23 protein-coding genes and 2 tRNA genes are annotated in these 23,751 nt (G+C 37.3%); 12 read left to right on the top strand and 13 right to left on the bottom strand.

Features of this window, described 5'->3' with window-relative positions; all coding sequences use genetic code 11:
* The first annotated feature begins 373 nt into the window (after positions 1-373).
* The 7 genes from sufA to ACTH6U_RS16645 all read left to right on the top strand — a co-directional run bounded on the left by sufA (position 374) and on the right by ACTH6U_RS16645 (position 7,374).
* Entirely contained in the window at positions 374-742 is a 369-nt protein-coding gene (gene sufA / locus ACTH6U_RS16675) for a Fe-S cluster assembly scaffold SufA (protein ID WP_441832676.1), read from the top strand.
* A gap of 15 nt (positions 743-757) precedes the next feature.
* Entirely contained in the window at positions 758-2,257 is a 1,500-nt protein-coding gene (gene sufB / locus ACTH6U_RS16670; protein ID WP_336430818.1) for a Fe-S cluster assembly protein SufB, read from the top strand.
* A gap of 45 nt (positions 2,258-2,302) precedes the next feature.
* Positions 2,303-3,049 (top strand): Fe-S cluster assembly ATPase SufC, encoded by a 747-nt coding sequence (gene sufC, locus ACTH6U_RS16665; protein ID WP_336430817.1) that lies wholly within the window; start codon positions 2,303-2,305, stop codon positions 3,047-3,049.
* Positions 3,024-4,331, top strand: coding sequence for a Fe-S cluster assembly protein SufD (gene sufD, locus ACTH6U_RS16660; RefSeq protein ID WP_441832675.1), 1,308 nt, complete (start codon positions 3,024-3,026; stop codon positions 4,329-4,331). Before sufC ends, sufD begins: the two co-directional genes overlap by 26 nt.
* 7 nt (positions 4,332-4,338) lie before the next feature.
* Positions 4,339-5,580, top strand: coding sequence for a cysteine desulfurase SufS (gene sufS, locus ACTH6U_RS16655; RefSeq protein ID WP_441832674.1), 1,242 nt, complete (start codon positions 4,339-4,341; stop codon positions 5,578-5,580).
* A 38-nt stretch (positions 5,581-5,618) separates the two neighbouring features.
* Positions 5,619-6,035: a cysteine desulfuration protein SufE gene (sufE, locus tag ACTH6U_RS16650; RefSeq protein WP_441832673.1), complete on the top strand. Its 417-nt coding sequence runs from the start codon at positions 5,619-5,621 to the stop codon at positions 6,033-6,035.
* Positions 6,036-6,312: 277 nt separating this feature from the next.
* Positions 6,313-7,374 (top strand): L,D-transpeptidase family protein, encoded by a 1,062-nt coding sequence (locus ACTH6U_RS16645; RefSeq protein WP_441832672.1) that lies wholly within the window; start codon positions 6,313-6,315, stop codon positions 7,372-7,374.
* Positions 7,375-7,481: 107 nt separating this feature from the next.
* Here ACTH6U_RS16645 and ACTH6U_RS16640 read toward each other — a convergent pair whose 3' ends face one another.
* From ACTH6U_RS16640 to ACTH6U_RS16620, 5 genes are all read right to left on the bottom strand, one after another.
* Positions 7,482-7,718 (bottom strand): major outer membrane lipoprotein, encoded by a 237-nt coding sequence (locus ACTH6U_RS16640; protein WP_294107364.1) that lies wholly within the window; start codon positions 7,716-7,718, stop codon positions 7,482-7,484.
* 413 nt (positions 7,719-8,131) lie between these two features.
* Positions 8,132-9,544, bottom strand: a complete 1,413-nt coding sequence (gene pykF / locus ACTH6U_RS16635) for a pyruvate kinase PykF (protein WP_294107362.1) — start codon at positions 9,542-9,544, stop codon at positions 8,132-8,134.
* A 396-nt stretch (positions 9,545-9,940) separates the two neighbouring features.
* A tRNA-Val gene (locus tag ACTH6U_RS16630) sits at positions 9,941-10,017 on the bottom strand.
* Positions 10,018-10,059: 42 nt separating this feature from the next.
* Positions 10,060-10,136, bottom strand: a tRNA-Val gene (locus tag ACTH6U_RS16625).
* A gap of 175 nt (positions 10,137-10,311) precedes the next feature.
* Complete coding sequence (locus ACTH6U_RS16620) at positions 10,312-11,685, bottom strand: MATE family efflux transporter (RefSeq protein ID WP_294110931.1); 1,374 nt, start codon at positions 11,683-11,685, stop codon at positions 10,312-10,314.
* A gap of 408 nt (positions 11,686-12,093) precedes the next feature.
* On the opposite strand from ACTH6U_RS16620, the gene ACTH6U_RS16615 reads away from it, so the two are divergent.
* The gene (locus tag ACTH6U_RS16615) at positions 12,094-12,762 is read left to right on the top strand and encodes a riboflavin synthase subunit alpha (protein ID WP_294110929.1); all 669 of its coding nucleotides are present in this window, start codon (positions 12,094-12,096) and stop codon (positions 12,760-12,762) included.
* Positions 12,763-12,939: 177 nt separating this feature from the next.
* On the opposite strand, the gene ACTH6U_RS16610 is transcribed toward ACTH6U_RS16615, so the two are convergent.
* The 3 genes from ACTH6U_RS16610 to punC form a co-directional block, all read right to left on the bottom strand.
* Positions 12,940-13,215, bottom strand: a complete 276-nt coding sequence (locus tag ACTH6U_RS16610; RefSeq protein WP_294110927.1) for a putative quinol monooxygenase — start codon at positions 13,213-13,215, stop codon at positions 12,940-12,942.
* A gap of 24 nt (positions 13,216-13,239) precedes the next feature.
* Positions 13,240-13,995 (bottom strand): helix-turn-helix transcriptional regulator, encoded by a 756-nt coding sequence (locus ACTH6U_RS16605; RefSeq protein ID WP_294110925.1) that lies wholly within the window; start codon positions 13,993-13,995, stop codon positions 13,240-13,242.
* 378 nt (positions 13,996-14,373) lie between these two features.
* Entirely contained in the window at positions 14,374-15,597 is a 1,224-nt protein-coding gene (punC, locus tag ACTH6U_RS16600; RefSeq protein ID WP_441832671.1) for a purine nucleoside transporter PunC, read from the bottom strand.
* Positions 15,598-15,720: 123 nt separating this feature from the next.
* Between punC and punR the strand changes: the two genes are divergently transcribed.
* On the top strand, positions 15,721-16,626 hold the full coding sequence (gene punR / locus ACTH6U_RS16595; protein ID WP_294110921.1) for a DNA-binding transcriptional activator PunR: 906 nt from the start codon (positions 15,721-15,723) through the stop codon (positions 16,624-16,626).
* 1 nt (position 16,627) lies between these two features.
* Here punR and purR read toward each other — a convergent pair whose 3' ends face one another.
* Both purR and sodB read right to left on the bottom strand, forming a co-directional pair.
* Positions 16,628-17,653 (bottom strand): HTH-type transcriptional repressor PurR, encoded by a 1,026-nt coding sequence (gene purR / locus ACTH6U_RS16590; protein WP_434718826.1) that lies wholly within the window; start codon positions 17,651-17,653, stop codon positions 16,628-16,630.
* Positions 17,654-18,084: 431 nt separating this feature from the next.
* Positions 18,085-18,663: a superoxide dismutase [Fe] gene (sodB, locus tag ACTH6U_RS16585; protein ID WP_294110918.1), complete on the bottom strand. Its 579-nt coding sequence runs from the start codon at positions 18,661-18,663 to the stop codon at positions 18,085-18,087.
* A gap of 665 nt (positions 18,664-19,328) precedes the next feature.
* Here sodB and ACTH6U_RS16580 point away from each other — a divergent pair.
* On the top strand, positions 19,329-19,676 hold the full coding sequence (locus ACTH6U_RS16580) for a Grx4 family monothiol glutaredoxin (protein ID WP_294110916.1): 348 nt from the start codon (positions 19,329-19,331) through the stop codon (positions 19,674-19,676).
* 77 nt (positions 19,677-19,753) lie between these two features.
* Here ACTH6U_RS16580 and rnt read toward each other — a convergent pair whose 3' ends face one another.
* Complete coding sequence (gene rnt, locus ACTH6U_RS16575; protein WP_294110914.1) at positions 19,754-20,404, bottom strand: ribonuclease T; 651 nt, start codon at positions 20,402-20,404, stop codon at positions 19,754-19,756.
* Positions 20,405-20,529: 125 nt separating this feature from the next.
* Positions 20,530-20,937, bottom strand: coding sequence for a lactoylglutathione lyase (gloA, locus tag ACTH6U_RS16570; protein ID WP_294110912.1), 408 nt, complete (start codon positions 20,935-20,937; stop codon positions 20,530-20,532).
* A gap of 172 nt (positions 20,938-21,109) precedes the next feature.
* Between gloA and ACTH6U_RS16565 the strand changes: the two genes are divergently transcribed.
* The gene (locus ACTH6U_RS16565; RefSeq protein WP_294110910.1) at positions 21,110-21,349 is read left to right on the top strand and encodes a DUF1289 domain-containing protein; all 240 of its coding nucleotides are present in this window, start codon (positions 21,110-21,112) and stop codon (positions 21,347-21,349) included.
* 537 nt (positions 21,350-21,886) lie between these two features.
* Positions 21,887-22,321, top strand: a complete 435-nt coding sequence (slyA, locus tag ACTH6U_RS16560; RefSeq protein ID WP_294110908.1) for a transcriptional regulator SlyA — start codon at positions 21,887-21,889, stop codon at positions 22,319-22,321.
* Positions 22,322-22,831: 510 nt separating this feature from the next.
* On the opposite strand, the gene ACTH6U_RS16555 is transcribed toward slyA, so the two are convergent.
* Positions 22,832-23,299, bottom strand: coding sequence for a glycine zipper 2TM domain-containing protein (locus tag ACTH6U_RS16555; protein ID WP_294110904.1), 468 nt, complete (start codon positions 23,297-23,299; stop codon positions 22,832-22,834).
* Between the last annotated feature and the right edge of the window lie 452 nt (positions 23,300-23,751).

The raw sequence follows: 23,751 nt of genomic DNA, 5'->3' as shown, positions 1-23,751 counted from the left end.
TAAATAGCTTGAGGGCATTCTGTTTGTTTTATTCTAAGTCTCATTCTAAGTTAATCACATTTTAAATTTTTATTGCGTTAATTAAGTTGTATAATTAATGCACCTTTATTAATTTGTGTCATTTAAGTGTATTTCTTAGTACAAAATCGAAATAAAAAGTCAACTTTATTTATCCTTTAATTTTTAATTGGTTACCACTTTATTTAACTGTATTTGTTCAAAAAACGAGCTCATAATGTATAAAAAAAGAACCGTGATAGCTATAACCTCTTAAAACAAATGGTTGAAGTACTATCGGTAATCATTACCATAGGGTAGACAGAGTTAATCTCTTGATAACAGGCTGAAAAGCCATGATAAATGTGGGGTCAATATGACTGACGGTGTAGAGACATTTTCATTTGATGAAAACAATTGGCAGGGTGTTAACCTGACCGATAGCGCTGCAAAACAAATTAAAAAACTGATGGTGCAAAACCCAAATACAAAAGGGCTTTCACTCGGCGTTAAACAGTCTGGCTGTGCAGGTTTTGGTTATGTATTTGAAATGATCGAAAACCCAATAGATAAACACCTACTATTTGAACTCGATGGTGCGCATCTTTATGTGCCAAAAGAAGCAATGCCATTTATTGATGGCACAGTCGTTGATTATGTCCAAGAAGGGCTAAATCAAATTTTCAAATTTAATAACCCGAAAGCGCAACATGCCTGTGGGTGTGGTGAAAGCTTCGGCGTTTAACATGTGAAATCTATTATGTCACAGAGCAATGTAGAAATTGGCGATGATGTCCAAAGTTGGCTTGATGACCAGCGCTATAAAGAAGGCTTTTTTACACAAGTCGCGACAGATGAAATGGCAAAAGGACTCAATGAAGATGTGGTCCGTGCTATTTCAGCAAAACGCAACGAACCCGAGTGGATGCTAAAATTCCGCCTTGATGCTTTTAATCATTGGAAAGGAATGGAAGAGCCACATTGGTTAAAAGCCAATTATCCTAATTTAGATTATCAAGATTACAGTTACTATTCTGCACCTTCGTGTGGTTCTTGCGATGATACTTGTGGTTCACAATCTGGTGCAACTCAAGCAACGGGTGTAACTGAAACGAATAACTATTTGACTGCTGAAATTGAAGAAGCATTTAATCAACTTGGTGTACCTGTACGTGAAGGTAAAGCAGTCGCGGTAGACGCTATTTTTGATTCAGTATCGGTTTCTACGACTTATCGTGAAGACCTCGCCAAACACGGCATTATTTTTTGTTCTTTTGGTGAAGCCATTCATGAGTATCCAGAACTGGTGCAAAAGTATCTTGGTACGGTCGTGTCTAGTTATGACAACTTTTTTGCTGCACTCAATGCAGCGGTAGCTTCAGATGGCACTTTTGTTTATATCCCAAAAGGTGTGCATTGTCCGATGGAGCTATCAACTTATTTCCGAATTAATGCAGCCAAAACTGGCCAATTCGAACGCACAATTCTTATCGCTGATGAAGGTAGTTATGTCAGTTATATCGAAGGGTGTTCAGCACCGGTTCGTGATAGTTATCAGCTTCATGCTGCGGTAGTTGAAGTCATCATTCATAAAGATGCGGAAGTCAAATACTCAACCGTACAAAATTGGTTTTCTGGTGGTGATAGCGAAGCTGGGGGGATACTCAATTTTGTAACCAAGCGTGCACTCTGTGAAGGTGAAAACTCTAAAATGTCGTGGACACAGTCTGAAACAGGCTCTGCGATTACATGGAAATACCCAAGTGTTATCCTAAAAGGTGATAACTCTGTAGGTGAATTTTTCTCTGTTGCACTGACTAACGGTAATCAACAAGCAGATACTGGTACAAAAATGATCCACATCGGGAAAAACACCCGCTCAACGATTATTTCTAAAGGGATTTCTGCCGGTAAAAGCCAAAATACTTATCGTGGTTTAGTCAAAATACTACCTAGTGCTCATAATGCTCGTAATTTTACGCAATGTGACTCGATGTTGATTGGTACACAATGCGGCGCTCACACATTTCCTTATGTGGAAGTGAAAAATAATACTGCTCATCTCGAACATGAAGCAACGACTTCACGTATAGGGGAAGACCAGTTATTTTACTGCTTACAGCGTGGAATTAGTGAAGATAATGCTATTTCTATGATTGTTAATGGGTTCTGTAAAGATGTGTTCTCAGAACTGCCATTAGAATTTGCGGTCGAAGCACAAAAATTACTGGCTATCAGTTTAGAACATAGTGTGGGTTGATCAAAACCAAGTTTATATGCGCTAAAGCGCTAAAGGCATGTTGATATGTTAAGTGTTAAAAATTTGCACGTTAGTGTAGAAGGTAATGAAATATTAAAAGGACTATCCCTAGAAGTTAAGCCGGGTGAAGTTCATGCGATTATGGGACCTAATGGTTCAGGTAAAAGTACTTTATCGGCAACACTTGCGGGTCGTGAAGAGTATGAAATCGATAGCGGCGAAGTGACGTTCAAAGGTAAAAACCTATTTGAATTAGATCCTGAAGAACGTGCAGGTGAAGGTATCTTTTTAGCTTTTCAATATCCAGTAGAAATACCAGGTGTTAGTAATCAATTCTTTTTGCAAACTGCGGTCAATGCAGTGAGAGAATATCGTCAACAAGAAGCATTAGATCGTTTTGATTTTCAAGATTTTATTGAAGATAAAATTGAATTACTTGATATGCCACAAGATTTACTGACTCGTTCAGTCAACGTCGGCTTCTCTGGCGGTGAAAAGAAACGTAATGATATTTTGCAAATGGCGGCACTTGAGCCTCAATTATGCATATTAGATGAAACTGACTCAGGTCTCGATATCGATGCATTAAAAGTGGTTGCTAATGGTGTCAATTCACTGCGCACGCCTGAACGTTCATTTATTATTGTGACTCACTATCAGCGTATTTTAGATTATGTAAAACCTGATTTTGTTCACGTGCTTTATCAAGGAAAAATCATCAAGTCAGGTGATTTCAGTTTAGCGAAAAAACTGGAGGAGCAGGGTTATGGCTGGCTTATTGACCAACAGTGATAAAGCAGAAAAACGTGCTAAAGTTGTTGCTCTTAATGAGAAAGCAATGGCACGTTTTACCGCTTTGTTCGAACAACGCTTAGGTGCAAATTCTCAACATGCTAAAATCCATTGGGATATAGCACAAAAAATAGGTTTACCTGTTTTTCGTCATGAAGATTGGCACTACACGCCATTAGATAAGCTGTTAAAAACAGAATATTGTTTTAGTGAAACGAGTCTTATCGAGCAAGAGTGCGAAGCACTTGCATTACAGATTGATGCATATCGTATTGTATTAATTGATGGTCGATATAGCTCGGCGCTTAGCTCAATTGATGTCGGTCCATTCCAAGTTGCCTTATTGGATAATCAAGACTTGTTGCCGGATGCTATCAATAGCGAAATATTTTTGCATTTGACTGAAAGCTTAGCAATACAGCCACTCGTGATCCATCTTGCAGCAAATGAAATTGCTGAAAAACCACTTTATTTATTAAATATATCAAGTGGTAATAGTGATGAACAGGCCGTGAATACGAGTCAATACCGTTATCACATAACGGTAGGTGCAAATAGTAAAGCTCAGGTCATTGAACACTTTGTGAGCTTAAATGAAAACACTCACATGACAGGTGGGCGTCTTACGGTTGAAGTGGGTGATAATGCACAATTTGACCACTATAAGCTCAATATAGAGAATGGCCAGTCACAGCATTTTGCGCATAATGATATTATTGTGGGTCGTGACTGTCAGGTAAAAAGCACCAGCTTTTTACTGGGCTCACTGCTTTCTCGTAGTCATACAAGTGCTCGCCTTGATGGTGAAAATAGTGAACTTGAACTCAATAGCTTATTATTACCAAAGGGTAATGAGATAGCTGATACACGTACATATCTTGAACATAACAAAGATCACTGTAATAGCCGCCAATCTCATAAAGTCATTGCGATGGACAGCAGTAAAGCCGTCTTTAATGGCATGATTAAAGTTGCACCAGCTGCACTTAAAACAGATGGTCAAATGAGTAATAATACTTTGTTATTAGGCGAAAAAGCAGAGATCGATACTAAACCTCAACTTGAAATCTATGCGGACGATGTAAAATGTGGGCATGGGGCAACGGTCGGGCGTATTGATGATGAGCAGTTGTTTTATTTGCGTTCAAGAGGTATTGATGGAAAATCGGCTAAGCATATGATCATCATCGCATTTGCAGCAGAATTAACAGAATCCATTGCATCTGAAGAATTAAAGCAAGCGGTGATGAAGAACATTCGCCAACGCTTAGCGGAGGTTTAAGACCACTATGTCATTTAATGTAACCGCTGTAAGGCAGGATTTTCCTGCTTTATCTCAATCTGTGAACAATCACCCACTAGTCTATCTAGACAGTGCTGCAAGTGCACAAAAGCCATTGCAGGTAGTTGAAAGAGAAAGTGAATTTACTTTACATCAATATGCGGCGGTTCACCGTGGAATTCATACGTTAAGTGCTAATGCAACGACAATGATGGAAGAAGTTCGCCAGAAAGCGGCGAATTTCATTCATGCTGCTTCGAGTGAAGAAATTGTTTTTGTTAAAGGAACGACTGAAGCGATCAATTTAGTTGCTAATAGCTTTGGACGTCAGTATTTACATGAGGGGGATAATATTATTATCACCCAAATGGAGCATCATGCGAATATTGTTCCTTGGTTTATGTTATCTGAATCTATTGGTTTTGAAATTCGTGTTTTACCCGTTTCTGATTGTGGCAAACTTGAAACGGGGAAACTCAATGATTTAATTGATGAGCGTACCCGTTTATTGAGTTTCACTCATATTTCTAATGTATTAGGTACCGTTAATCCTGTACAAGATATTATCAAGCATGCACGTGCAATTGCAGTATCTAAAAAAAATACACAATTAAAGGTGTTAATTGATGGTGCGCAGGGTGCAATGCATCAACAGGTAAATGTACAAACGCTAGATTGTGATTTTTATGCTTTTTCTGGTCACAAGCTTTATGGTCCCACAGGAATCGGTATTTTATATGGTAAAAAAGCACTACTAGATGCCATGCCACCTTGGGAAGGCGGCGGTGCGATGATCCGACAAGTCAGTTTGACCAAAGGTATTACTTTTGCAGATGCCCCGTGGCGTTTTGAAGCAGGGACACCCAATGTTAGTGCAATTATTGGGTTAGGTGCTGCATTTGATTACTTAACTGCTTTGGGAGTGGAAGATGCGTTTGCTCATGAAGCTAATGTCATGGCTTATGCTTCTGAAAAACTTAAAGATGTACCATCAATAATATTATATGGTAATGACCAGCGTGAAGGTGTTCTTGCCTTCAATTTAGGTCAGCACCATGCTTATGATGTTGGTTCCTTTTTAGATCAATACGGTATTGCTATTCGTACTGGTCATCATTGCGCTTTGCCCCTCATGGAGCGCTATAATGTTCCGGCGATGTGTCGTGCTTCGGTGGGAATTTATACCACTAAAGAAGAAATAGATTCTTTATTCAATGCATTACAACGCGTAAAAAAATTGTTAGGCTAGACATTATGAATGTTTAGATTTTAGTGAAGGAAAGAAGTATGCCTGCGTTACCCGATGAACAAAAACTGTTACGTAATTTTGCACGCTGCCACAATTGGGAAGAGCGCTATCTGTATATGATTGAGCTGGGCGGGTCTTTGCTTGAGTTAACGGCAACACAAAGAAGCGATAGTAATCTTATTGCTGGTTGCCAAAGCCAGGTGTGGATTGATATGCAAAAGCAGTCCGATGAGACGATTTTATTTGCAGGTGATAGCGATGCAAGTATTGTTAAAGGGTTAGTCGCGATAGTGATTATTCTTTTTCAAAATAAAACGGCACAACAAATTCTAGACGTTGATGTGAAATCATTTTTTCATCAATTAGCACTTGAGCAACACTTAACACCATCACGTACTCAGGGGCTAAATGCCATGATCCGCACTATTTTGGCTCGCGCTAACGAACTCGTATAATATATTGTTGGGAAACAACTTTTGTTTCCCTCTTTGATTTTATTTTCAATTCCCTCTCAATCTTAATGTCTATCTTACCTACCTTTAGTTCATTGTCTTTGTTACTAAGAATTATCATTTTATTGCGTAAAAATACTATGTTGAATATTATTAGCTAACTAAAATATTTATTAAGTATTAAAGATAGGAAAAATAGTTGCTATTATGTTCAACTATCTTTGAGTTCAATGGTTACTAAATTAATGTAACAACACTATTTTCTTTGGAGTAGGTAGGTATGAAGACAGCTTTGACGGTGGCAAGTTTGCTTGTCATGAGTGCATTAATGGCTCCGGCACATGCAAAAGAATATCCATTACCAGATAGCAATACGCGCCTAATCGGGGAAAACTTATCTTATGTTGTACCAAACGATGGGCGTTCTTTAGAAGCAATAGCGACTGAGTATGAGATTGGTCTGCTGGGTATGTTAGAAGCCAACCCAGGAACTGATCCTTATTTACCTGAAGCAGGTAAAGAGCTGATTATTCCTGCACAGATGTTATTACCATCGACGCCGAGAACAGGTATCGTGATTAACTTAGCTGAGCTGAGATTATATTATTATCCGGAAAATAGTGAAGAAGTCATTGTTTATCCTATTGGGATCGGCCAATTAGGGCGTGATACACCAGAAATGGTTACGTCAGTTAGTCAATCAATTAAAGACCCAACATGGACACCGACTGCTAATATCCGCAAAAATTATGCCAAAGAGGGTATTACATTACCGGCGGTTGTTCCTGCTGGCCCTAAGAATCCAATGGGGCTTTATGCATTACGTCTTTCTTATGGCCGTGGTGAATATTTAATCCATGGAACTAATGCTGACTTTGGTATTGGAATGCGTGTAAGTTCAGGTTGTATTCGTTTAAGACCAGATGATATTGAAGCACTATTTAAGACTGTACCAAAAGGAACTCGAGTCCAAGTTATTGATCAGCCTGTGAAATATTCTAAAGAAGCAGATGGAAGTCTCTACATTGAGGTACATCAGCCACTTTCGAGAAAAGACAGTGATGATCCACAAACGATGCCAATCAAGATCTCTGCTGATTTCCAGCGTTTTTTAGAGAATGAAGGCATTGACAGGGGATTAGTAGAAAAAGAGCTTAAAAGGCGTTCTGGGATGCCTGTGAGAGTAAATAATGATCAAGGTACAACTGAGCCTACGAATGATGAGCTTAAAAACTATCCTGATTTAACACCGATCGAGCCATTTTCGATTTCACAGCCACAGCCTGTTTACGAAGAAAAAATCGGCGCGCTATTACCTTCAAAGTATAAATCATATCAATAGTTTTATATCGTTAGCTTAACTAGCACAAAAATTAAGGGCCTATTTAATATAGGCCCTCATAAATATTAGCTTTGAAGAAGCTTCTTTCTAGCTAAAACGAGTTCGACTTATTTTTTGTAAGTACGGACTTGGTTGTCTAGACGTTGGTTTGCACGTGCTGCTTCTTCTTGAGCTGTTTGAACGTCAGAACGTAGTGACTGAACATCGTTGCTTAGTTGATCAACTTTACCATTCAGAGTTTGTACGTCTGAAGAGAGCTTTTGCACGTCAGTGCTGTTAGAACAACCCGCTAGTAATGCTGAAGCTAATACGATAGAGCCCAGTACAATTTTAGTACGAATCATTATTTTACCCTCTAGATTGATTTATATTGAAAATATAAAAAGTAAGCTACCAACTAATAATTCTAAGCAAAAATCTTAAAACTATCAATATCCCTTTAAAACAACCTAATGAAAATTAGGGTATGGCACTCACTTAGTCTTATGCTAGTACGTAATTTAAATATTTGCTAGAAATACTTTATATTTAGCAGTAGGAAAAAGAGGAAAAACTTAAAATTAAATTAAGAAAGGTTATTATTTAACCAAGGTGAAATCATTTTGTGATATCAAACTTAAATAATCTATCACTATTTGTATCTGTTCTGTTGGGTAGTGGATAGTTAGTTTAAAGCAACATTTAATGTCAAATATAAATAAAGAAGCCCCGTGACTATTTTATTAATCACGGGGCTTTGATTATTTTATTGTGTTAATTATAGAACGTGAACAGATGAAGTATTCGTTGTACCACTTTGTACTAACGCACCTGAAACCATAACTACCGCATCACCAGCAACTGCAAGGCCACTTTCAAGTGCCGCACGTTTACCTTCGCGATAGAAATCATCAGTCGATGTGAAACCACCAACAATCATTGGGATAACACCTTTCACTAATAATAACTGGCGTGCAGTTTCTTCGTTTGTGGTTAAAGCCAAAATAGGCGCAGTTGGGAAATATTTACGAATAGATTTCGCTGATTTACCACCAAAGGTAGCAACAACAATTAGAGGTGCATCTAATTTCTCAGTGATTTCAACAGCACCACGACAAACCGCTTCCGTTACACGCAGGCGTTGGCTTGGTTTTTGGCTATCAATGCGAGTTGGCATTACACGGTCAGTACGTTCACAGATTGTTGCCATGATAGTCACAGCTTCAATTGGGTATTTACCTTTAGCACTTTCACCTGAAAGCATTACTGCGTCTGTACCATCTAAAATAGCATTAGCAACGTCACCAGCTTCAGCACGAGTAGGGCGTGGATTTTTGATCATAGAGTCAAGCATTTGTGTCGCAGTAATAACTACTTTACGTGCAGCAACACATTTTTCGATCATCATTTTTTGAGCGAAAATAACTTCTTCTACTGGAATTTCAACACCTAAATCACCACGTGCAACCATGATGCCATCTGAAGCTTCTAAGATTTCATCAAAATTGTTTAAACCTTCTTGGTTCTCAATTTTAGAGATAATTTGAATATTTTCGCCGCCATGTTTTTTAAGATGAGCGCGAATCTCTTCAACATCAGAACGTTTACGAATAAATGAAGCGGCTACAAAATCAACGCCTTGCTCACAACCAAAGACTAAGTCTTCTTTATCTTTTTCTGCAAGTGCAGGTAAACCAATTGAGACACCCGGTAAGTTAACACCTTTTTTCTCACCCAAATCACCATTGTTTAATACTTCACAAATGACATCAGTGGCGGTGACTTTGATAACTTTCATACCAATCAAGCCGTCATCGACTAAAACAGTATCACCCACTTTAAGGTCAGTGGTTAAGCCTGCATAAGTCACTGCAACTTTGTCTTTATTACCAATTACAGAGGTGTCCGTTGTGAAAGCAAAAGTTTGACCGGCAACAAGAGCAACATCATTTCCGCCTTCCAATTTCATGGTACGGATTTCTGGGCCTTTAGTATCGAGTAAGATAGCCGCTTGTTTACCTGTTTTTGCACAGACTGAGCGAAGATTTTTGATACGTTGACCATGTTCTTCAAAGTCACCGTGGGAGAAATTTAGGCGCATAACATTCATGCCTGCGTCTAAAAGTTGAGTCAATTTTTCTTCTGATTCGGTTTTTGGACCGATGGTACAAACAATTTTAGTTTTTTTCATGGCAGTCTATCTAAAGGTTATAAAGGAAATCGGTATTGCCGCCGACACTTAAAGCGCAAGATAGAACTTGTTGCGCAACTCATTTATAAGGATAGGCGACAGTCTGGTGTTTAATGCATATTTATTTCAAAAATGTCTCATTTAGATTCTAATTATAGTGTAGCAGACATTTTTATCAAAGCTAACATACTGATTTAATAATGATGAAACCATTCAGCAGCGATGAGTATTATAGACAACAAAAAACTGTGATACAAATCAAATTTTATGAAATTGATTAAAGATCTATTTCAGATCAAGTAACCGTGTGATTTTGCGGAAATAAATTTGTTGCGCAACAAAACAGGCTAAAAATATAAGCAGATAAAAAGGGTAATTTATAAGGGAAGAAACGAATGGTGCGTCCGAGTAGACTCGAACTACCGACCCCCACCATGTCAAGGTGGTGCTCTAACCAACTGAGCTACGGACGCACTGAGGAACAATGATTAGTTTCAATATTTATTATATTGAAATGGTGCGTCCGAGTAGACTCGAACTACCGACCCCCACCATGTCAAGGTGGTGCTCTAACCAACTGAGCTACGGACGCGCTTCAAACCCTATGGTTCATAACAATAATCTGGGTGACAACGGGGACGAATATTAACGTCACAGAGTCAATCTGGCAAGGGGAAAATGTATTTTCGTGATAGTTTGTTCGTATTTAAAACTATCTGGTGATAAATACACTTCCCTAGACAATAAAATGCTTAATTTACCGCCAATTAACGAGTTGACCTTAATAAAACCACGCTTTCAGATTGTTTATGTATCCATAGAATACGGATGAACATACCGATAGCTGCTGCACTTAATCCGATAATAAAGCCAATCCAAAAACCTTTAGGTCCCATTGCTGGTGTGACAAGATCTGTCAGCGCTAAAATATAACCAGAAGGTAATCCTAAAATCCAATATGCGGTAAAAGTGATGAAGAAGATTGAACGTGTATCTTTATAACCACGTAAAATTCCTGCTCCAATAACTTGCACAGAGTCCGACAATTGATAAATAGCAGCAAAGAGCATCAAACTAGATGCAAGTACCACAACCTCAGGATTTTTGTTATACATCATTGCAATAGGTTCGCGGAATGTAGCCGTTAAAATTGCAGTACAACAAGCCACCATTAAACCCACCACAAGGCCTGTATATGATGAAATTTTTGCGGCTTCAGTAGATTGTCGCCCAAGGTTATAGCCAACACGGATAGTCGCGGCGATACCCAAAGATAACGGGAACATAAACATGATCGAGCTAAAGTTCAATGCAACCTGATGACCGGCAACAGCGACAACCCCAAGAGGGGCAACCAATAAAGCAACAACCGCAAATAATGTAACTTCAAAAAACAACGCAAGTCCGATTGGTGTGCCAAGAACAATAATGCGTTTTAAAATTAGTGGATTTGGCGAAGCAAAGGATTTAGTTGGACGAATATCTCGTTGTGAAGGGGTGTGTTTTACATACCACCGCATCATCATGCACATTGCCCAATAGACTGAAGCTGTTGCGACACCACAACCTACACCACCTAGAGCCGGTGCACCAAAATGACCATAAATAAAGATATAGTTAATCGGTATATTAACCATCAAGCCAAGAAAACCAATTACCATACCGGGTTTGGTTTTAGAGAGACCTTCACATTGGCTACGATAAACTTGAAAAAATAAATAACCTGGAGCACCCCACATAATGGCATGCAGAAAACGCACCGATTTATCTGCCAATTCAGGATCGATATGAGGCATATTTCCGAGAATTAGCTGACTGTTATAAAGAAGAAGCATCACACCAAGTGATAAAAAGAAAGCTAACCATAAGCCTTGTTGTACTTGGTCACTAATTAAATGTCGGCGGCCTGACCCATTCATTTGTGCAATAATTGGGGTTAGTGCCATTAATAGCCCTTGACCAAAAAGAATAGCTGGCAGCCAGATTGAAAATCCGACCGCAACTGCTGACATTTCGGTTTCACTAACACTTCCTGCCATAATCGTATCAACAAACCCCATCGCAGTTTGAGAAAATTGGGCAAAGAAAATTGGAATACCGAGAGCCAACAAGCTACGCGCTTCTGTAAGATATTTCTGCACGCATACACCTTTACAATAAATTAAATAAGAATATACCCGCTATAATTCAAGATGTTTGGCACAATTGCTAATATGCCACCATTTAGAGTACATAGATTGCTATGTGCTCTAACGTTTAGCATAGGTATCGTGACTACCTGCAATCTCAAATTATTTTGCGTATAAGAATAATAGGGGAAATAAATGATTTACTATAAATCAATCAGTTAATTCAGTCTCTGTATTCTATCTCTTTTATTAATTTAATCCAATACAGATGTTTAGCAGAATATAGAATCATGTTTTTCTGAGAAGATATAATTTAAATTAATATATTGGAGCAATGTGCGTTTAACCGCTCAAATAAGATAGATCTCTGAAAATTCTTAGGTAAACTTAGTACATAAATTCACTACACTGAGATTTATTATGTTTACAGGCATTGTTCAAGGTACAGCCCCAATTATCGAGATCACTGAAAGAGCAAATTTTCGTACTCATGTAATGAAATTCACTCCCGAGTTACTTGTTGGTCTAGAAACGGGAGCATCAGTGGCACACAATGGTTGTTGCCTGACGGTGACAAAGATAGATGGTGAAAATGTTAGTTTTGATTTAATCAAAGAAACGTTACGACTGACTAACTTAGGTGCATTGCAACCCGGTGATGTTGTTAACATTGAAAGAGCTGCAAAATACGGCGATGAAATCGGTGGGCACGTTGTTTCTGGTCATATTGTTACGACTGCGGAAGTAAGTAAAATTTTCACATCTGAAGATAATCATCAAATATGGCTATCGATTTATGATAAATCATTGATGAAATATATTTTACATAAAGGCTTTGTTGCAATTGATGGGATCAGTTTGACTGTTGGTGATGTGATTAATAATCGTTTTTGTGTTCATTTAATTCCTGAAACATTAGCGAGAACAACCTTAGGTAAAAAACGTTTAGGGGATAAGATTAATATTGAGATAGACCCACAAACGCAAGCAATCGTTGATACTGTTGAACGTGTATTGCATCAAAAAGAACAAGAAATGATTTTACAGAAGGCGAGAGAAACAACGGAAAATGCAAATTTAGCAGAATAAAAACTTTAAGCATTTTGCTATAAAACAAGATATTTTGACTTAAAAAGGCTATAGCTTTTAATTATATCGCTATAGCCTAATTTGAATAATCAGTATTTAGTTTTTATTACGATTTATTTTATGGCAGTTTATTACCCGTGGGTACAACCCTAAATTAGGCAGTATATTATCGTTAAATTACAGCTTATCACTAAAGTTTAGTGAAAAACTGGCGTTATCAAGGGCAATGGCTTCGATTAAACGCTTGAAATTCTCACTATTCTTATGTAACTCTAATGCTTGGTTATTTTCCCATTCTTGAAGAACAATGTAGCCATTTTCTTTAGCCATTAAATCGTACTGGATGCATCCTTTCTCTCGACGACTTAGTTTAGCTAAATCGCGAATGATTTTTTTCGTTAAACACCCATCCGTTTTTTCAATTGTAATTTGGGCATACACTACAATACTCATTCCGTTCTCCTTATTTATTAAGAACTATCTTAAAGGGTACTTAGTTTTTGTATTGTAAAAAAACGAATAGTTTGACTTTAAAAATGCCGACGGCGTCATAGTATAGTATCTTTTAAAATCACGGTAAAAGTGCGATTGGTCATAATAGCCAGTTTCGAACCAACGATAGGTATCTTGTTCCTTCACCATATTTTTTAAAACATGCTCTAATCGGCAATTGATTTGGTAACGTTTTGGTGTGATCCCATATTCTTTTAGAAACTCTTTTTGTATAAAACGAGCGCTATAACCTAGTTCATCGGCAATATCTGTAATCTTCTTAGTTGGATTTCGGTAAAGAATATCCAAAATATTATCCGTAAAATGTATTTTTTTACTGGCTTTTGTAGCAATAAAACAATCACGTAACTCTTTAAATGAGCCGCTAGCGAGCGCTTCAAACCAATTATCACTCCAGATATTACAAAGTGCTGTTGGTGTGTCTGTATAGACTACTGTTCTTTGCGGAAGTAAAAATCGCAGAGCATCATGCCTGACACGTAAGACCATCACCTTTGCATTATTGGGAATTACTGTAAAAGTGTTAATTCTAGGAATGACTAATTGAAATGGATTGATGGTTGTATGGGCGTCAGTTGCTATATTAAGATTTTGTGATGAAATCCAGATTTCAGCGCCAGTACCAGGAAATATTTTAATTGGGGCAGTAAATTTCTTGATAATGAGAATTGAGCTTATAAAAGTGCTTAATTCTTCTGGTGGGTAATACTGTTTTAACATAGCGCTTATACACTCATTATTCAGAAATTTTAGTATAACGTGTTTCGATAAAAAAATTAACTAAAGAAAATATGAGTTGCAGCAGGTAAAAAAATAAAACTGTGACTTTTTAAGGGGATAACCTTTCAAAATCAGGTTCTGATATTGATGATACAATCTATAATATCAATAGAATTTAATAGGTTGAAATTATTAGGATGTAAATTAATAAAATTAACTATGTAGTAATACTTATCCACTGTAATTTATAAGTGTTAGAATTTATAAATACCCGATTTAGTCTATATGCTTGAGGTTAAAACTAAAAGGATAAGCCAATTATTATTAAATAATGACTTACCCTTTATGTGTATGGCAGTAATTAATGCGTTAGCTTATTTATTTTGCTTGGCATTCAGTTTGTTTCGGCGACTTTTGCGTATCTACAGCGAAATACTGCATGAAATAACCAATAATCATTGGAACAATCGTAGCTGCCATCACGCCTGTTGTTGCAAGTAATGGGTCAAAAGTTAGCATTGATACCAACAAGCTAGCGAGAAAACATAAACCAAGTTGCAAAGCATTTTGTAATGCGGCTGCTTTACCGCTCGCATTTGGAAAGGTATTTAATGCTTTAGAAACTGCAATTGGATATGACGCTCCGTTCATTGCTGCCATAAAGCAAAATGGGATTAGGATCATTGTTAAAGTTGGCGTCATATAAATTGCCATAATAAACAGGATAGACATGCTTATGGCATAACCAATCAGTAATAAAAGGAAAAGGGCCTCTGTGCGAACTTTGGTTAAGACAAAACGACATCCATAACCACCAATAATGAATGCAAGGGTTTGTGGGATATAACTTAAGCCAATATCTGCGGGATTGAAACCCATATTACGTAAAATAAAAGGTGAGCCTGTCAGCCATGCGAAGAAACCAGCGCTGCATGAAGCATAGATTAAAACATTACCACTGAAAATGCGTGAGCTAAGTATATTCAGGAAGGAAACTTTAGCTTGGGAACTATTTTCATCTATGGTTGCTTTGGGCGTGATTTTCTTTAATAGCAATGTTGGAATCAGTAATAAGATACCAACAATCATCAGTACGACAAAAATGAACTCCCATGACTGATGTTCGAGTACCCAAGCGCCTAATAATGGTGCGAGAGCTGGGGATAACGCAACTAAAGGCATGATAGATGCAAAAACTTTTTGTGTACTTGCTGCATCATAGCGGTCGATGACTAAAGCTTGCCAAAGCACAGCAGTGGAGCATACCCCTACTGCTTGTAAGAAACGTAATATCAATAATTGAGTAGCGTCTGTAACCCAGACCATACCTAAACAACTAATAATAAATAGTGATAGCCCAACAATTAAAATCGGCTTACGACCGAGTTTGTCAGATAGAGGACCCCAGAGAAGTTGAGCAAAAGCAAACCCAGCTAAAAATATGCTGAGTGAAGCGCTGATGGAGCCTTCGGTAGTATTTAACGAGGTTTGCATGGCACCAAATGCCGGTAGATACATATCGATAGCTAAAAAGCCCAACATGCTTAAACCCGCAAGGTAAATGATAAATCCAGGGGAATTTCTCGTTACAGTATTCGTCATAATTGTTTACTTATTCAAAATTTAAAAAAATGTTAACAGTTACCTTATTGTATAGGCTATTTTTTTACATTGTGAAACGGTAATATTTGGATCTTGTCATCAAAAAATTTGAAAGGAAATGATATGTGGTCAGCCCATGCACTCGAAGTCATTGATGCAGTCGCTCGTACAGGAAGCTTTAGCGGCGCCGCTGAGGAGCTTCACCGTGTACCTTCAGCGATTAGTTACACCGTAAAACAAGTTGAAGAATGGCTGGCTGTACCTTTATTTGAACGCCGACATCGTGACGTTGTATTGACGGAGGCCGGCGTCATTTTTATTAAACAAAGCCGATCTGTTATCAAAAAAATGATAGATACACGCCATCAGTGCCAACAAGTTGCAAATGGTTGGCGTGGTCAATTTAGTATTGCAGTGGATTGTATCGTAAAGCCACAGCGTACTGAGCAACTCATTCTTGATTTTTATCGACATTTTCCTGACATTGAACTTTATATTCATCCTGAAGTATTTAACGGTGTGTGGGATGCGCTTGCTGACGGTCGGGTTGATGTTGCTATTGGCGCTACAAGAGCATCACCTATTGGTGAACGTTATAGTTTTCGTGATATGGGATTCATGTCTTGGTTATGTGTAGCAGAGCCTAAACATCCACTTGCACAACTCAATAATAAATTAACGGATGATGAAATGCGGCCATATCCGAGTTTATGTTTAGAAGATACATCTCGTAATTTGCCAAAGCGTGATACGTGGGCACTGGATAACCAGCGTCGATTAGTTGTACCTAACTGGGAAAATGGTGTGGCTTGCGTACTTAATGGGTTATGTGTTGGGATGATGCCTGAGCACCGAGTGGCTCCACTGTGTGCGGATGATAAATTAGTCGAGTTAGCGTTGACTCAACCTTTTCCTCCTAGCCCATGTTGTTTGACTTGGGTGGAAAAGAATACATCTCCAGCGTTGAGTTGGTTGCTTGATTATCTTGGTGATAGTGAAACACTCAACGCTGAATGGTTAGCACCCTAATTTAGCGGCGGTAGTCGATAAATGGACCATCGGCAACAGAACGACGTTCAACAAGGCGAGGGTGGACTTCAATAGTTTGAGCATCTTCGCGCTTATTGACAATGCGATCGAGCAGCATAGAAAATGCCATTTGCCCTAAACGCTCTTTGGGCTGATGGATTGTGGTTAATGCAGGTGTAAAATAACGCGCATTACGAACATTATCGTAGCCGATAATTGAAATATCTTGAGGTACACGTAAACCCATTTCATCTGCGGCGCAGATAGCACCCATAGCCATAATATCACCACCACAAAATACAGCAGTTGGCTTCTGTTTATGGCTAAGAATTTGCATCATGGCTTTATAGCCAGACTCAGGTTCAAAATCGCCTTGAACGACCCATTCATCTTTGAGTGTTATTTTCGCTTCTTCCATTGCTTTTTGGAAACCAGTTAAACGACCAATACCTGTATTTCGTTCCAAAGAGCCAGGAATGATACCAATATCACGATGGCCTCTATCAATCAGATAACGACCAGCAAGATAACCACCATGGAAAGAGTTATCAATAATGCTATCAGTAAAGTCGCCACGAGAAGCACCCCAGTCCATCACAACCATAGGAATGTTTCTATAATCTTCCAAAGTGCTTAAAAGCGTATCTGGATACTCTGAGCACATCACTAATAGCCCATCCACTCGCTTTTGTGCCAACATCTGCAAATAAGCTGATTGTTTTCGATAATCATTATAGGAATTACATAGGATCAGTGTGTAGCCTTTTTCATAACAACAGTTTTCTACCGATTCAATGACTTCAGCAAAATAAGGTGTTTCACTTGATGTGGCTAACAACCCAATTGATTTTGTATGGTTAACCTTCAAACTACGGGCAACCGCGCTAGGTGAATAATTGAGTTCTTTTATAGCAGCCCATACTGCAGCTTTTGTATCTTCAGCTACAAAGCGCGTTTTATTAATAACATGGGATACGGTTGTGGTGGAGACGCCAGCGCGTTTCGCCACATCTTTAATCGTTGCCATGGGTGGGGAAAACTCCTGACCAACATTAGGTCTTGTTAAGAATTCTTGTTAAAAAATTACCTGCATATTGATGCATAGATCTATTGCTGGCAATAAATTAGCGGTTTGTTGTCGATTTTGTCTGATCTAGCTCAAAAACGAAAGAAATAATTGATGTTATAACATGTGACATAGACACTGGTTTTACAATTTTGGCAGTGTATACTTAATTAACCTTATCGTTATTATGGTTATTTTACTTGCTTAATTGCTTTAAGATGAGAGGAACTCATGGATACAGATTTTAAATTTGGATTATTTGCAGCATTAGGTTCGCTAGCCGTAATTATTGTGTTTGCGGTACATCTGTTCTGATTATATTCACATCCTCATTGGATGAAAAGATTAAGGGCGAGAAAATAACTCGCCCTTAATCATATTAACAATTTGAATTATGCTAAATTTTCTTCAACAAATTTCCAGTTTACTAAAGACCAGAAATTTTCTAAATATTTAGGGCGTGCATTACGATAGTCAATGTAATAAGCATGTTCCCAAATATCAACAGTCAGTATAGGCTTATCGTCACCAGATACCGGTGTTGCTGCATTGGAAGTATTGACGATAGCTAAACTACCATCTGCTTTTTTCACTAACCAAGTCCAACCTGCACCAAAGTTTTTAATTGCAGAGTCCGTGAATTGTTCTTTGAATTGAGCAAAAGATCCAAACGCTTTATTGATAGCATCGGCGACTTTACCTGTTGGTTCTCCACCTGCGTTAGGTGCAAGGCAGTGCCAATAAAAGGTATGATTCCAAACTTGAGCAGCATTGTTGAATATGCCTGCTTCAGATGTTTTAATTATATCTTCTAATGATTTACCTTCGAAGTTAGTGCCTTTAATCAGATTATTCAGATTAACAACATAGGTATTGTGATGCTTACCATAGTGGTACTCTAATGTTTCAGATGAGATATAAGGCTCTAAAGCATCTTTTTCATATGGTAGAGCGGGTAGTTCAAATGACATTGCTTACTCCTTAGTTACTTTGAATCAACTTGCTTGGGTGTTTGCTCACAATGCGAGCGGAAATCATCGACTATCTTCCATTTATAGCTGATAAATATGATTTTTATTTATTGCTATAGGATATGTAATATATTAATGATAGCACGATAAACCTTATAAAAAATAAGTGTTATTATTATGCTAATAAAATTAATAAAACTAAGTACTATTCACGGGTGTCTAATGCATGGCTACGTATTTTCTAGTGTGGCTAAAGAGTAAAGTAATATTTAAATAGTTTATTATTTAATCTATTGCTATAGGCTAGAGGTAAATTTGAGGGCATTATTTTTTGAGCGCGGCTCAATATAGTCTATTGGTGCGCTATCTTTTTGCATGTTATGGTAATGCCTCTATAAAACTGGCATATTATATGAAACAATATACCCGTGATACACCAACATGTTGGTCGTTATGTTATTGAAATACCGTAATTTTTTATGTCTATCGGTGATTTTCGTTTGCTACCTACATGTATCTCGAACTATTTTGTGTATAACGTTTTCGATATTCCGGTTATTATTACCGACTAATATATTATGTCAGCTAGGCAGGTTCATGTGGGATCTAGCATTGAACTGGCGATTGACTGCAAAACCAGCACCCTTGTTTTAAGGAAGTAAAAAATGACGACAATTGAAAGACTCGAGCGCCAAATTAAAGAAAACCCAATCTTATTATATATGAAAGGCTCTCCTAAACTTCCGAGCTGTGGTTTTTCTGCACAAGCAGTACAAGCACTGTCTTCTTGTGGTGAACGATTTGCTTATGTGGATATCCTGCAAAATCCAGATATTCGTGCAGAGTTGCCAAAATATGCAAACTGGCCAACTTTTCCTCAACTGTGGGTTGATGGCGAATTGGTCGGTGGTTGCGATATTATTATGGAAATGGCTCAACGTGGTGAGCTTCAAACGTTGATTAAAGAAACTGCAGATAAGTATCGTTCAGCTGATGAGGCGAACGCCGAGTAACGGATTGTTCTTTTTATCATAATGCTTATATGTAAAAGCCGGATTAGTATGTGTTCATGCTAATCCGGCTTTTTAATTTAGGGCTGTTGAGTTTCTTCGACTAAAGGCCATCCACCCATTTTTTTCCATTTATTCACGATTTCGCAAAATAATAAAGCAGTACGATTCGTATCATATAGTGCACCGTGAGCTTGTTTGCCATCAAAAGGAATACCGGCAGTGGAACAAGCTTTCGCGAGAATAGTTTGACCGAAAACCAATCCACTTAAAGCTGCTGTATCAAAAGTAGCGAACGGGTGAAAAGGGTTACGCTTTAAACTTGCCCGCTCAGCAGCGTTCATGACAAAGCTATGGTCAAAATTTGCATTATGAGCCACGATAATAGCGCGATTACAATCAGTATTTTTTATACCTTTACGCACAACTTTAAAAATAGCATGAAGCGCATCGTATTCACTTACTGCACCGCGTAGAGGGTTTGTTGGATCAATACCTGTAAAAGCGAGAGCAGCCGGTTCTAAATTTGCACCTTCAAATGGGTCAACATGAAAATGTAGAGTTTCATCAATTGCTAGCCAACCGTCTTTATCCATTTTTAATGTAATGGCGGCAATCTCTAACAATCCATCTGTTTTTGCGTTAAATCCACCTGTTTCTACATCGATTACAACAGGGTAGTAGCCCCTGAAACGGCTAACCAGGGTATTCATATTTTTTTTTTCAGACATTAGGACTTTCATTTTAGAGTTTCTGGTTGGCTTATATTATGCCAAAACCAGTAAAATTTTGCAGGTAAACTCAGCAGAAAATTTAGGTAGTTAAATTCACTACCTAAATTTAAAAGATAGGAGCCTTAGTGGCCTAATCCTTTGCTTGCACTTTTATTTTCAATGAGCTCGATTTTATAGTTATCAGGGTCTTCAACAAAGGCGATGATTGTTGTACCGCCTTTTACTGGGCCCGCTTCGCGTGTGACATTACCGCCAGCTTTACGGATGTTGTCGCAAGTTTGCGCTACATCATCAACACCTAAAGCAATATGGCCATAAGCGTTGCCCATATCATAACTGTCAACACCCCAATTATACGTGAGTTCTATGACCGCACCTTCGCTTTCATCACTATAGCCAACGAAAGCTAAAGAATATTTATATTCTTCATTTTCACTGGTTCTTAGAAGACGCATCCCAAGTACTTTAGTATAAAAATCAAGAGAACGTTGCATGTTAGTTACGCGTAGCATGGTATGAAGTAAGCGCATAAAAAAACTCCTTAAAATTCATTTCATAAACCTGAATCGATTTACCTACTAATAATATAACGTGCAGATAGGGTTAAATCCAACGATTGCAGTTTATTTTTTAGGCAAACAGTGTATATATTGATTTTAAAGAGTATATCATACATTTACAATTCTCATTGGGGGCATAAAGATGGCAGAACAACTCGAGTTTTTTGAAATACCTAGCCCATGCCGTGGTATTTGCCAAACTAATGAGCAGGGCTATTGCCGAGGCTGTTATCGTACTCGTGATGAGCGCTTTGGCTGGTTAAAATTTGCCGATGCAGAAAAGCGGAACATTATACGTCTATGCCGCCAACGTTATCTAAGGGCAGCAAGTAAAAAAGTAACGCAAGACGATGAGGTTACTCCACAACAACAACTATTTTAAAGTATTGCGCAAAGTAATGAGTTATTTTTTTTGTAGTTAATATCAATTGTACATTGAAATTAATTAATAACTGATCATTTAATATAAATTAATTACTTTAGTAATCTTTCAATGAAATTTTATTTATTCAAAATGGTTATGGGATTAATTAAAGCTAACTGTAAATAACATAATTTTAAGAGCAACTATATTCTTTTGTTTTATAAGGATTTATTGGCTATTGCTTTTTTTATTGTTAGATGTAATTACTATAAGGGTTAAAATAGATAGATTCGAAAGAAGAGTAAGGCTATTCTTATTAATAAGATAATTGATAGGTTATCTTTTTCAGTATGGTTGGATTTGTTATGAAAATAAAACAACCATAATTAGATGCAAGTCACTTAGAAAGTGATTAATAGTAACTATATATAGGTATTTACTAGGTATAACATCAATAAAATGTTGTAAGTATAAAGGGAAATTAATATATAATTTAAAAAATAATATGAGTTGGGTATATTTTTTATACATTATAATTATATAAAGGAGGGTAAATTGGAATCACAAATCGGATCTGAACTATCACGTGTAGTTCGTATGTGGAGAGCTTTGATAGATCATCGTTTAAAGCCTCTTAAGTTAACACAAACTCACTGGGTTACATTACATAACATTAGTCAGTTACCACCAGAGCAATCGCAGATTCAGTTAGCGAAGGCGATTGGAATAGAACAACCATCACTTGTAAGAACGCTCGATCAACTAGAAGAGAAAAAATTAATATCACGTCACACATGCGCTAATGATAGACGAGCAAAAAGGATTAAATTAACCGATGAATCCGAGCCATTTATTAAAACAGTGGATCAAGTTATTAATAATACAAGAGTTGAAATTCTGAATAACATTACGCCAGATGAATTGAGTCAATTATCTGTGTTACTTTTACGGTTAGAGAAAAATATAACAAATTTACAGAATAATTCTTAACTATTTTGTATGTAAATAATGTTTTGTTATTTATAAATGGAATAATTAAAAATGCGACAATGGTCACTTTTATAATTATAATTATTTTCATATGTTATAATTCATATTGACTACTATTAGGCTGATTATAATTGACAGTGTTTTGTATTTTTAGGAATTTATTGTTCTAAGCTGTATATGTTAAATGAAAAATTAGGATTGAGATACTAATCTACAGCGTAGTAGTAAGAATAAACGTTTTAATATAGATAAACAATTTAAGGAGAAAAGTAATAATAGTATTATTTGAATACCAAGTATCTACTTTTTTATATGCGAAATTTGTGCAATTATTTCTACTTGATTGAGAAAGTATCATTATTATAAGAGGGAAATAACATGAAAAAAGAGCAGATACTTAATAAATATCGCTAGTTAAATAATAATGACTAACGTTACTAATAAGCCATGTTCACCGACATTAGTGTCGGTGAACATACTTAATTATAATATGGCTTTGGCGTTCATTAATTAGCGAGGAGATACTGTTACAGTATTACCGCTATTTGCAATCATCACACGCTGACCGTTACGAAAAGCGGTTGGATCTTGTTTTTGAACGACAACAATATTTTTACCGCTGTCTAAGCGGATTTCCAACTGAACACCCTGGCTTTTATTTAAAGCACCTTGTGCTTGCTGGCCAGCCATACCACCTGCGATTGCACCTGCAGCAGTTGCAAGTGTATTACCAGTACCGCCGCCGATGGTATTACCTAATAAGCCACCAAGAACAGCACCACCAATTGCACCAATGATATTACCATCTTCACCTGCTTGGATGGTGACAGGGCGCGCATTCAGAATCGTACCATAAGTAACAGTCTGTACTTGTTTCGCATCCTGAGCCGAAATAGTATCACCAGAAAGCGTACTAGTATTGACACAGCCTGATAATGCAGCAACTGCAGCAACACCTACAAAAACTTTCTTAAGCATAATAACTCCTATGAGATTTGCTATCTGTGGCACTAACATAGCATCGTATATTTATTTTCGCTATAAACACAACAACGTATATTAAAAAACGTATTAAGAATCGATATTGAGATTACTTATGTTCATTTAAATAAAAGATAAACACTAGGTAAACTATCTCAAAATTGAAGATATTTCACTGACTAAGGCACGCATTGTTAAATATACTATAGTTAAATCATTATATGAATATCACTTCTCGTTAATTATAGGATCTAATGTTTCCTTCGCATCGATTCAAGTCACTTCTCATTAATGTTATCAATGTATCTCAGATTATAAATGATAAATCGTAATGTATAAAAAAACGTCGTTTTGGGCTTATTTTATCCAAATATTTTATGTGTTTGACTAATTATAATCGAATCCTGCGAGTTAGCCCTAGAAATTGAATGGAATTGTTGACAAAACAT

This window comes from Providencia sp., from assembly GCF_052096715.1.
Taxonomy (GTDB): domain Bacteria; phylum Pseudomonadota; class Gammaproteobacteria; order Enterobacterales; family Enterobacteriaceae; genus Providencia.
The sequence above is the reverse complement of the archived record's forward strand: the minus strand, read 5'-3'. Positions and strand labels throughout refer to the sequence as shown.

Excerpts from the sequence above, each read along its gene's own strand:
- sufA (WP_441832676.1), top strand. The coding sequence starts at position 374 with ATGACTGACGGTGTAGAGACATTTTCATTTGATGAAAACAATTGGCAG.
- sufB (WP_336430818.1), top strand. The coding sequence starts at position 758 with ATGTCACAGAGCAATGTAGAAATTGGCGATGATGTCCAAAGTTGGCTT.
- sufC (WP_336430817.1), top strand. The coding sequence starts at position 2,303 with ATGTTAAGTGTTAAAAATTTGCACGTTAGTGTAGAAGGTAATGAAATA.
- sufD (WP_441832675.1), top strand. The coding sequence starts at position 3,024 with ATGGCTGGCTTATTGACCAACAGTGATAAAGCAGAAAAACGTGCTAAA.
- sufS (WP_441832674.1), top strand. The coding sequence starts at position 4,339 with ATGTCATTTAATGTAACCGCTGTAAGGCAGGATTTTCCTGCTTTATCT.
- sufE (WP_441832673.1), top strand. The coding sequence starts at position 5,619 with ATGCCTGCGTTACCCGATGAACAAAAACTGTTACGTAATTTTGCACGC.
- ACTH6U_RS16645 (WP_441832672.1), top strand. The coding sequence starts at position 6,313 with ATGAAGACAGCTTTGACGGTGGCAAGTTTGCTTGTCATGAGTGCATTA.
- ACTH6U_RS16640 (WP_294107364.1), bottom strand. The coding sequence starts at position 7,718 with ATGATTCGTACTAAAATTGTACTGGGCTCTATCGTATTAGCTTCAGCA.
- pykF (WP_294107362.1), bottom strand. The coding sequence starts at position 9,544 with ATGAAAAAAACTAAAATTGTTTGTACCATCGGTCCAAAAACCGAATCA.
- ACTH6U_RS16615 (WP_294110929.1), top strand. The coding sequence starts at position 12,094 with ATGTTTACAGGCATTGTTCAAGGTACAGCCCCAATTATCGAGATCACT.
- ACTH6U_RS16610 (WP_294110927.1), bottom strand. The coding sequence starts at position 13,215 with ATGAGTATTGTAGTGTATGCCCAAATTACAATTGAAAAAACGGATGGG.
- ACTH6U_RS16605 (WP_294110925.1), bottom strand. The coding sequence starts at position 13,995 with ATGTTAAAACAGTATTACCCACCAGAAGAATTAAGCACTTTTATAAGC.
- punC (WP_441832671.1), bottom strand. The coding sequence starts at position 15,597 with ATGACGAATACTGTAACGAGAAATTCCCCTGGATTTATCATTTACCTT.
- punR (WP_294110921.1), top strand. The coding sequence starts at position 15,721 with ATGTGGTCAGCCCATGCACTCGAAGTCATTGATGCAGTCGCTCGTACA.
- purR (WP_434718826.1), bottom strand. The coding sequence starts at position 17,653 with ATGGCAACGATTAAAGATGTGGCGAAACGCGCTGGCGTCTCCACCACA.
- sodB (WP_294110918.1), bottom strand. The coding sequence starts at position 18,663 with ATGTCATTTGAACTACCCGCTCTACCATATGAAAAAGATGCTTTAGAG.
- ACTH6U_RS16580 (WP_294110916.1), top strand. The coding sequence starts at position 19,329 with ATGACGACAATTGAAAGACTCGAGCGCCAAATTAAAGAAAACCCAATC.
- rnt (WP_294110914.1), bottom strand. The coding sequence starts at position 20,404 with ATGTCTGAAAAAAAAAATATGAATACCCTGGTTAGCCGTTTCAGGGGC.
- gloA (WP_294110912.1), bottom strand. The coding sequence starts at position 20,937 with ATGCGCTTACTTCATACCATGCTACGCGTAACTAACATGCAACGTTCT.
- ACTH6U_RS16565 (WP_294110910.1), top strand. The coding sequence starts at position 21,110 with ATGGCAGAACAACTCGAGTTTTTTGAAATACCTAGCCCATGCCGTGGT.
- ACTH6U_RS16555 (WP_294110904.1), bottom strand. The coding sequence starts at position 23,299 with ATGCTTAAGAAAGTTTTTGTAGGTGTTGCTGCAGTTGCTGCATTATCA.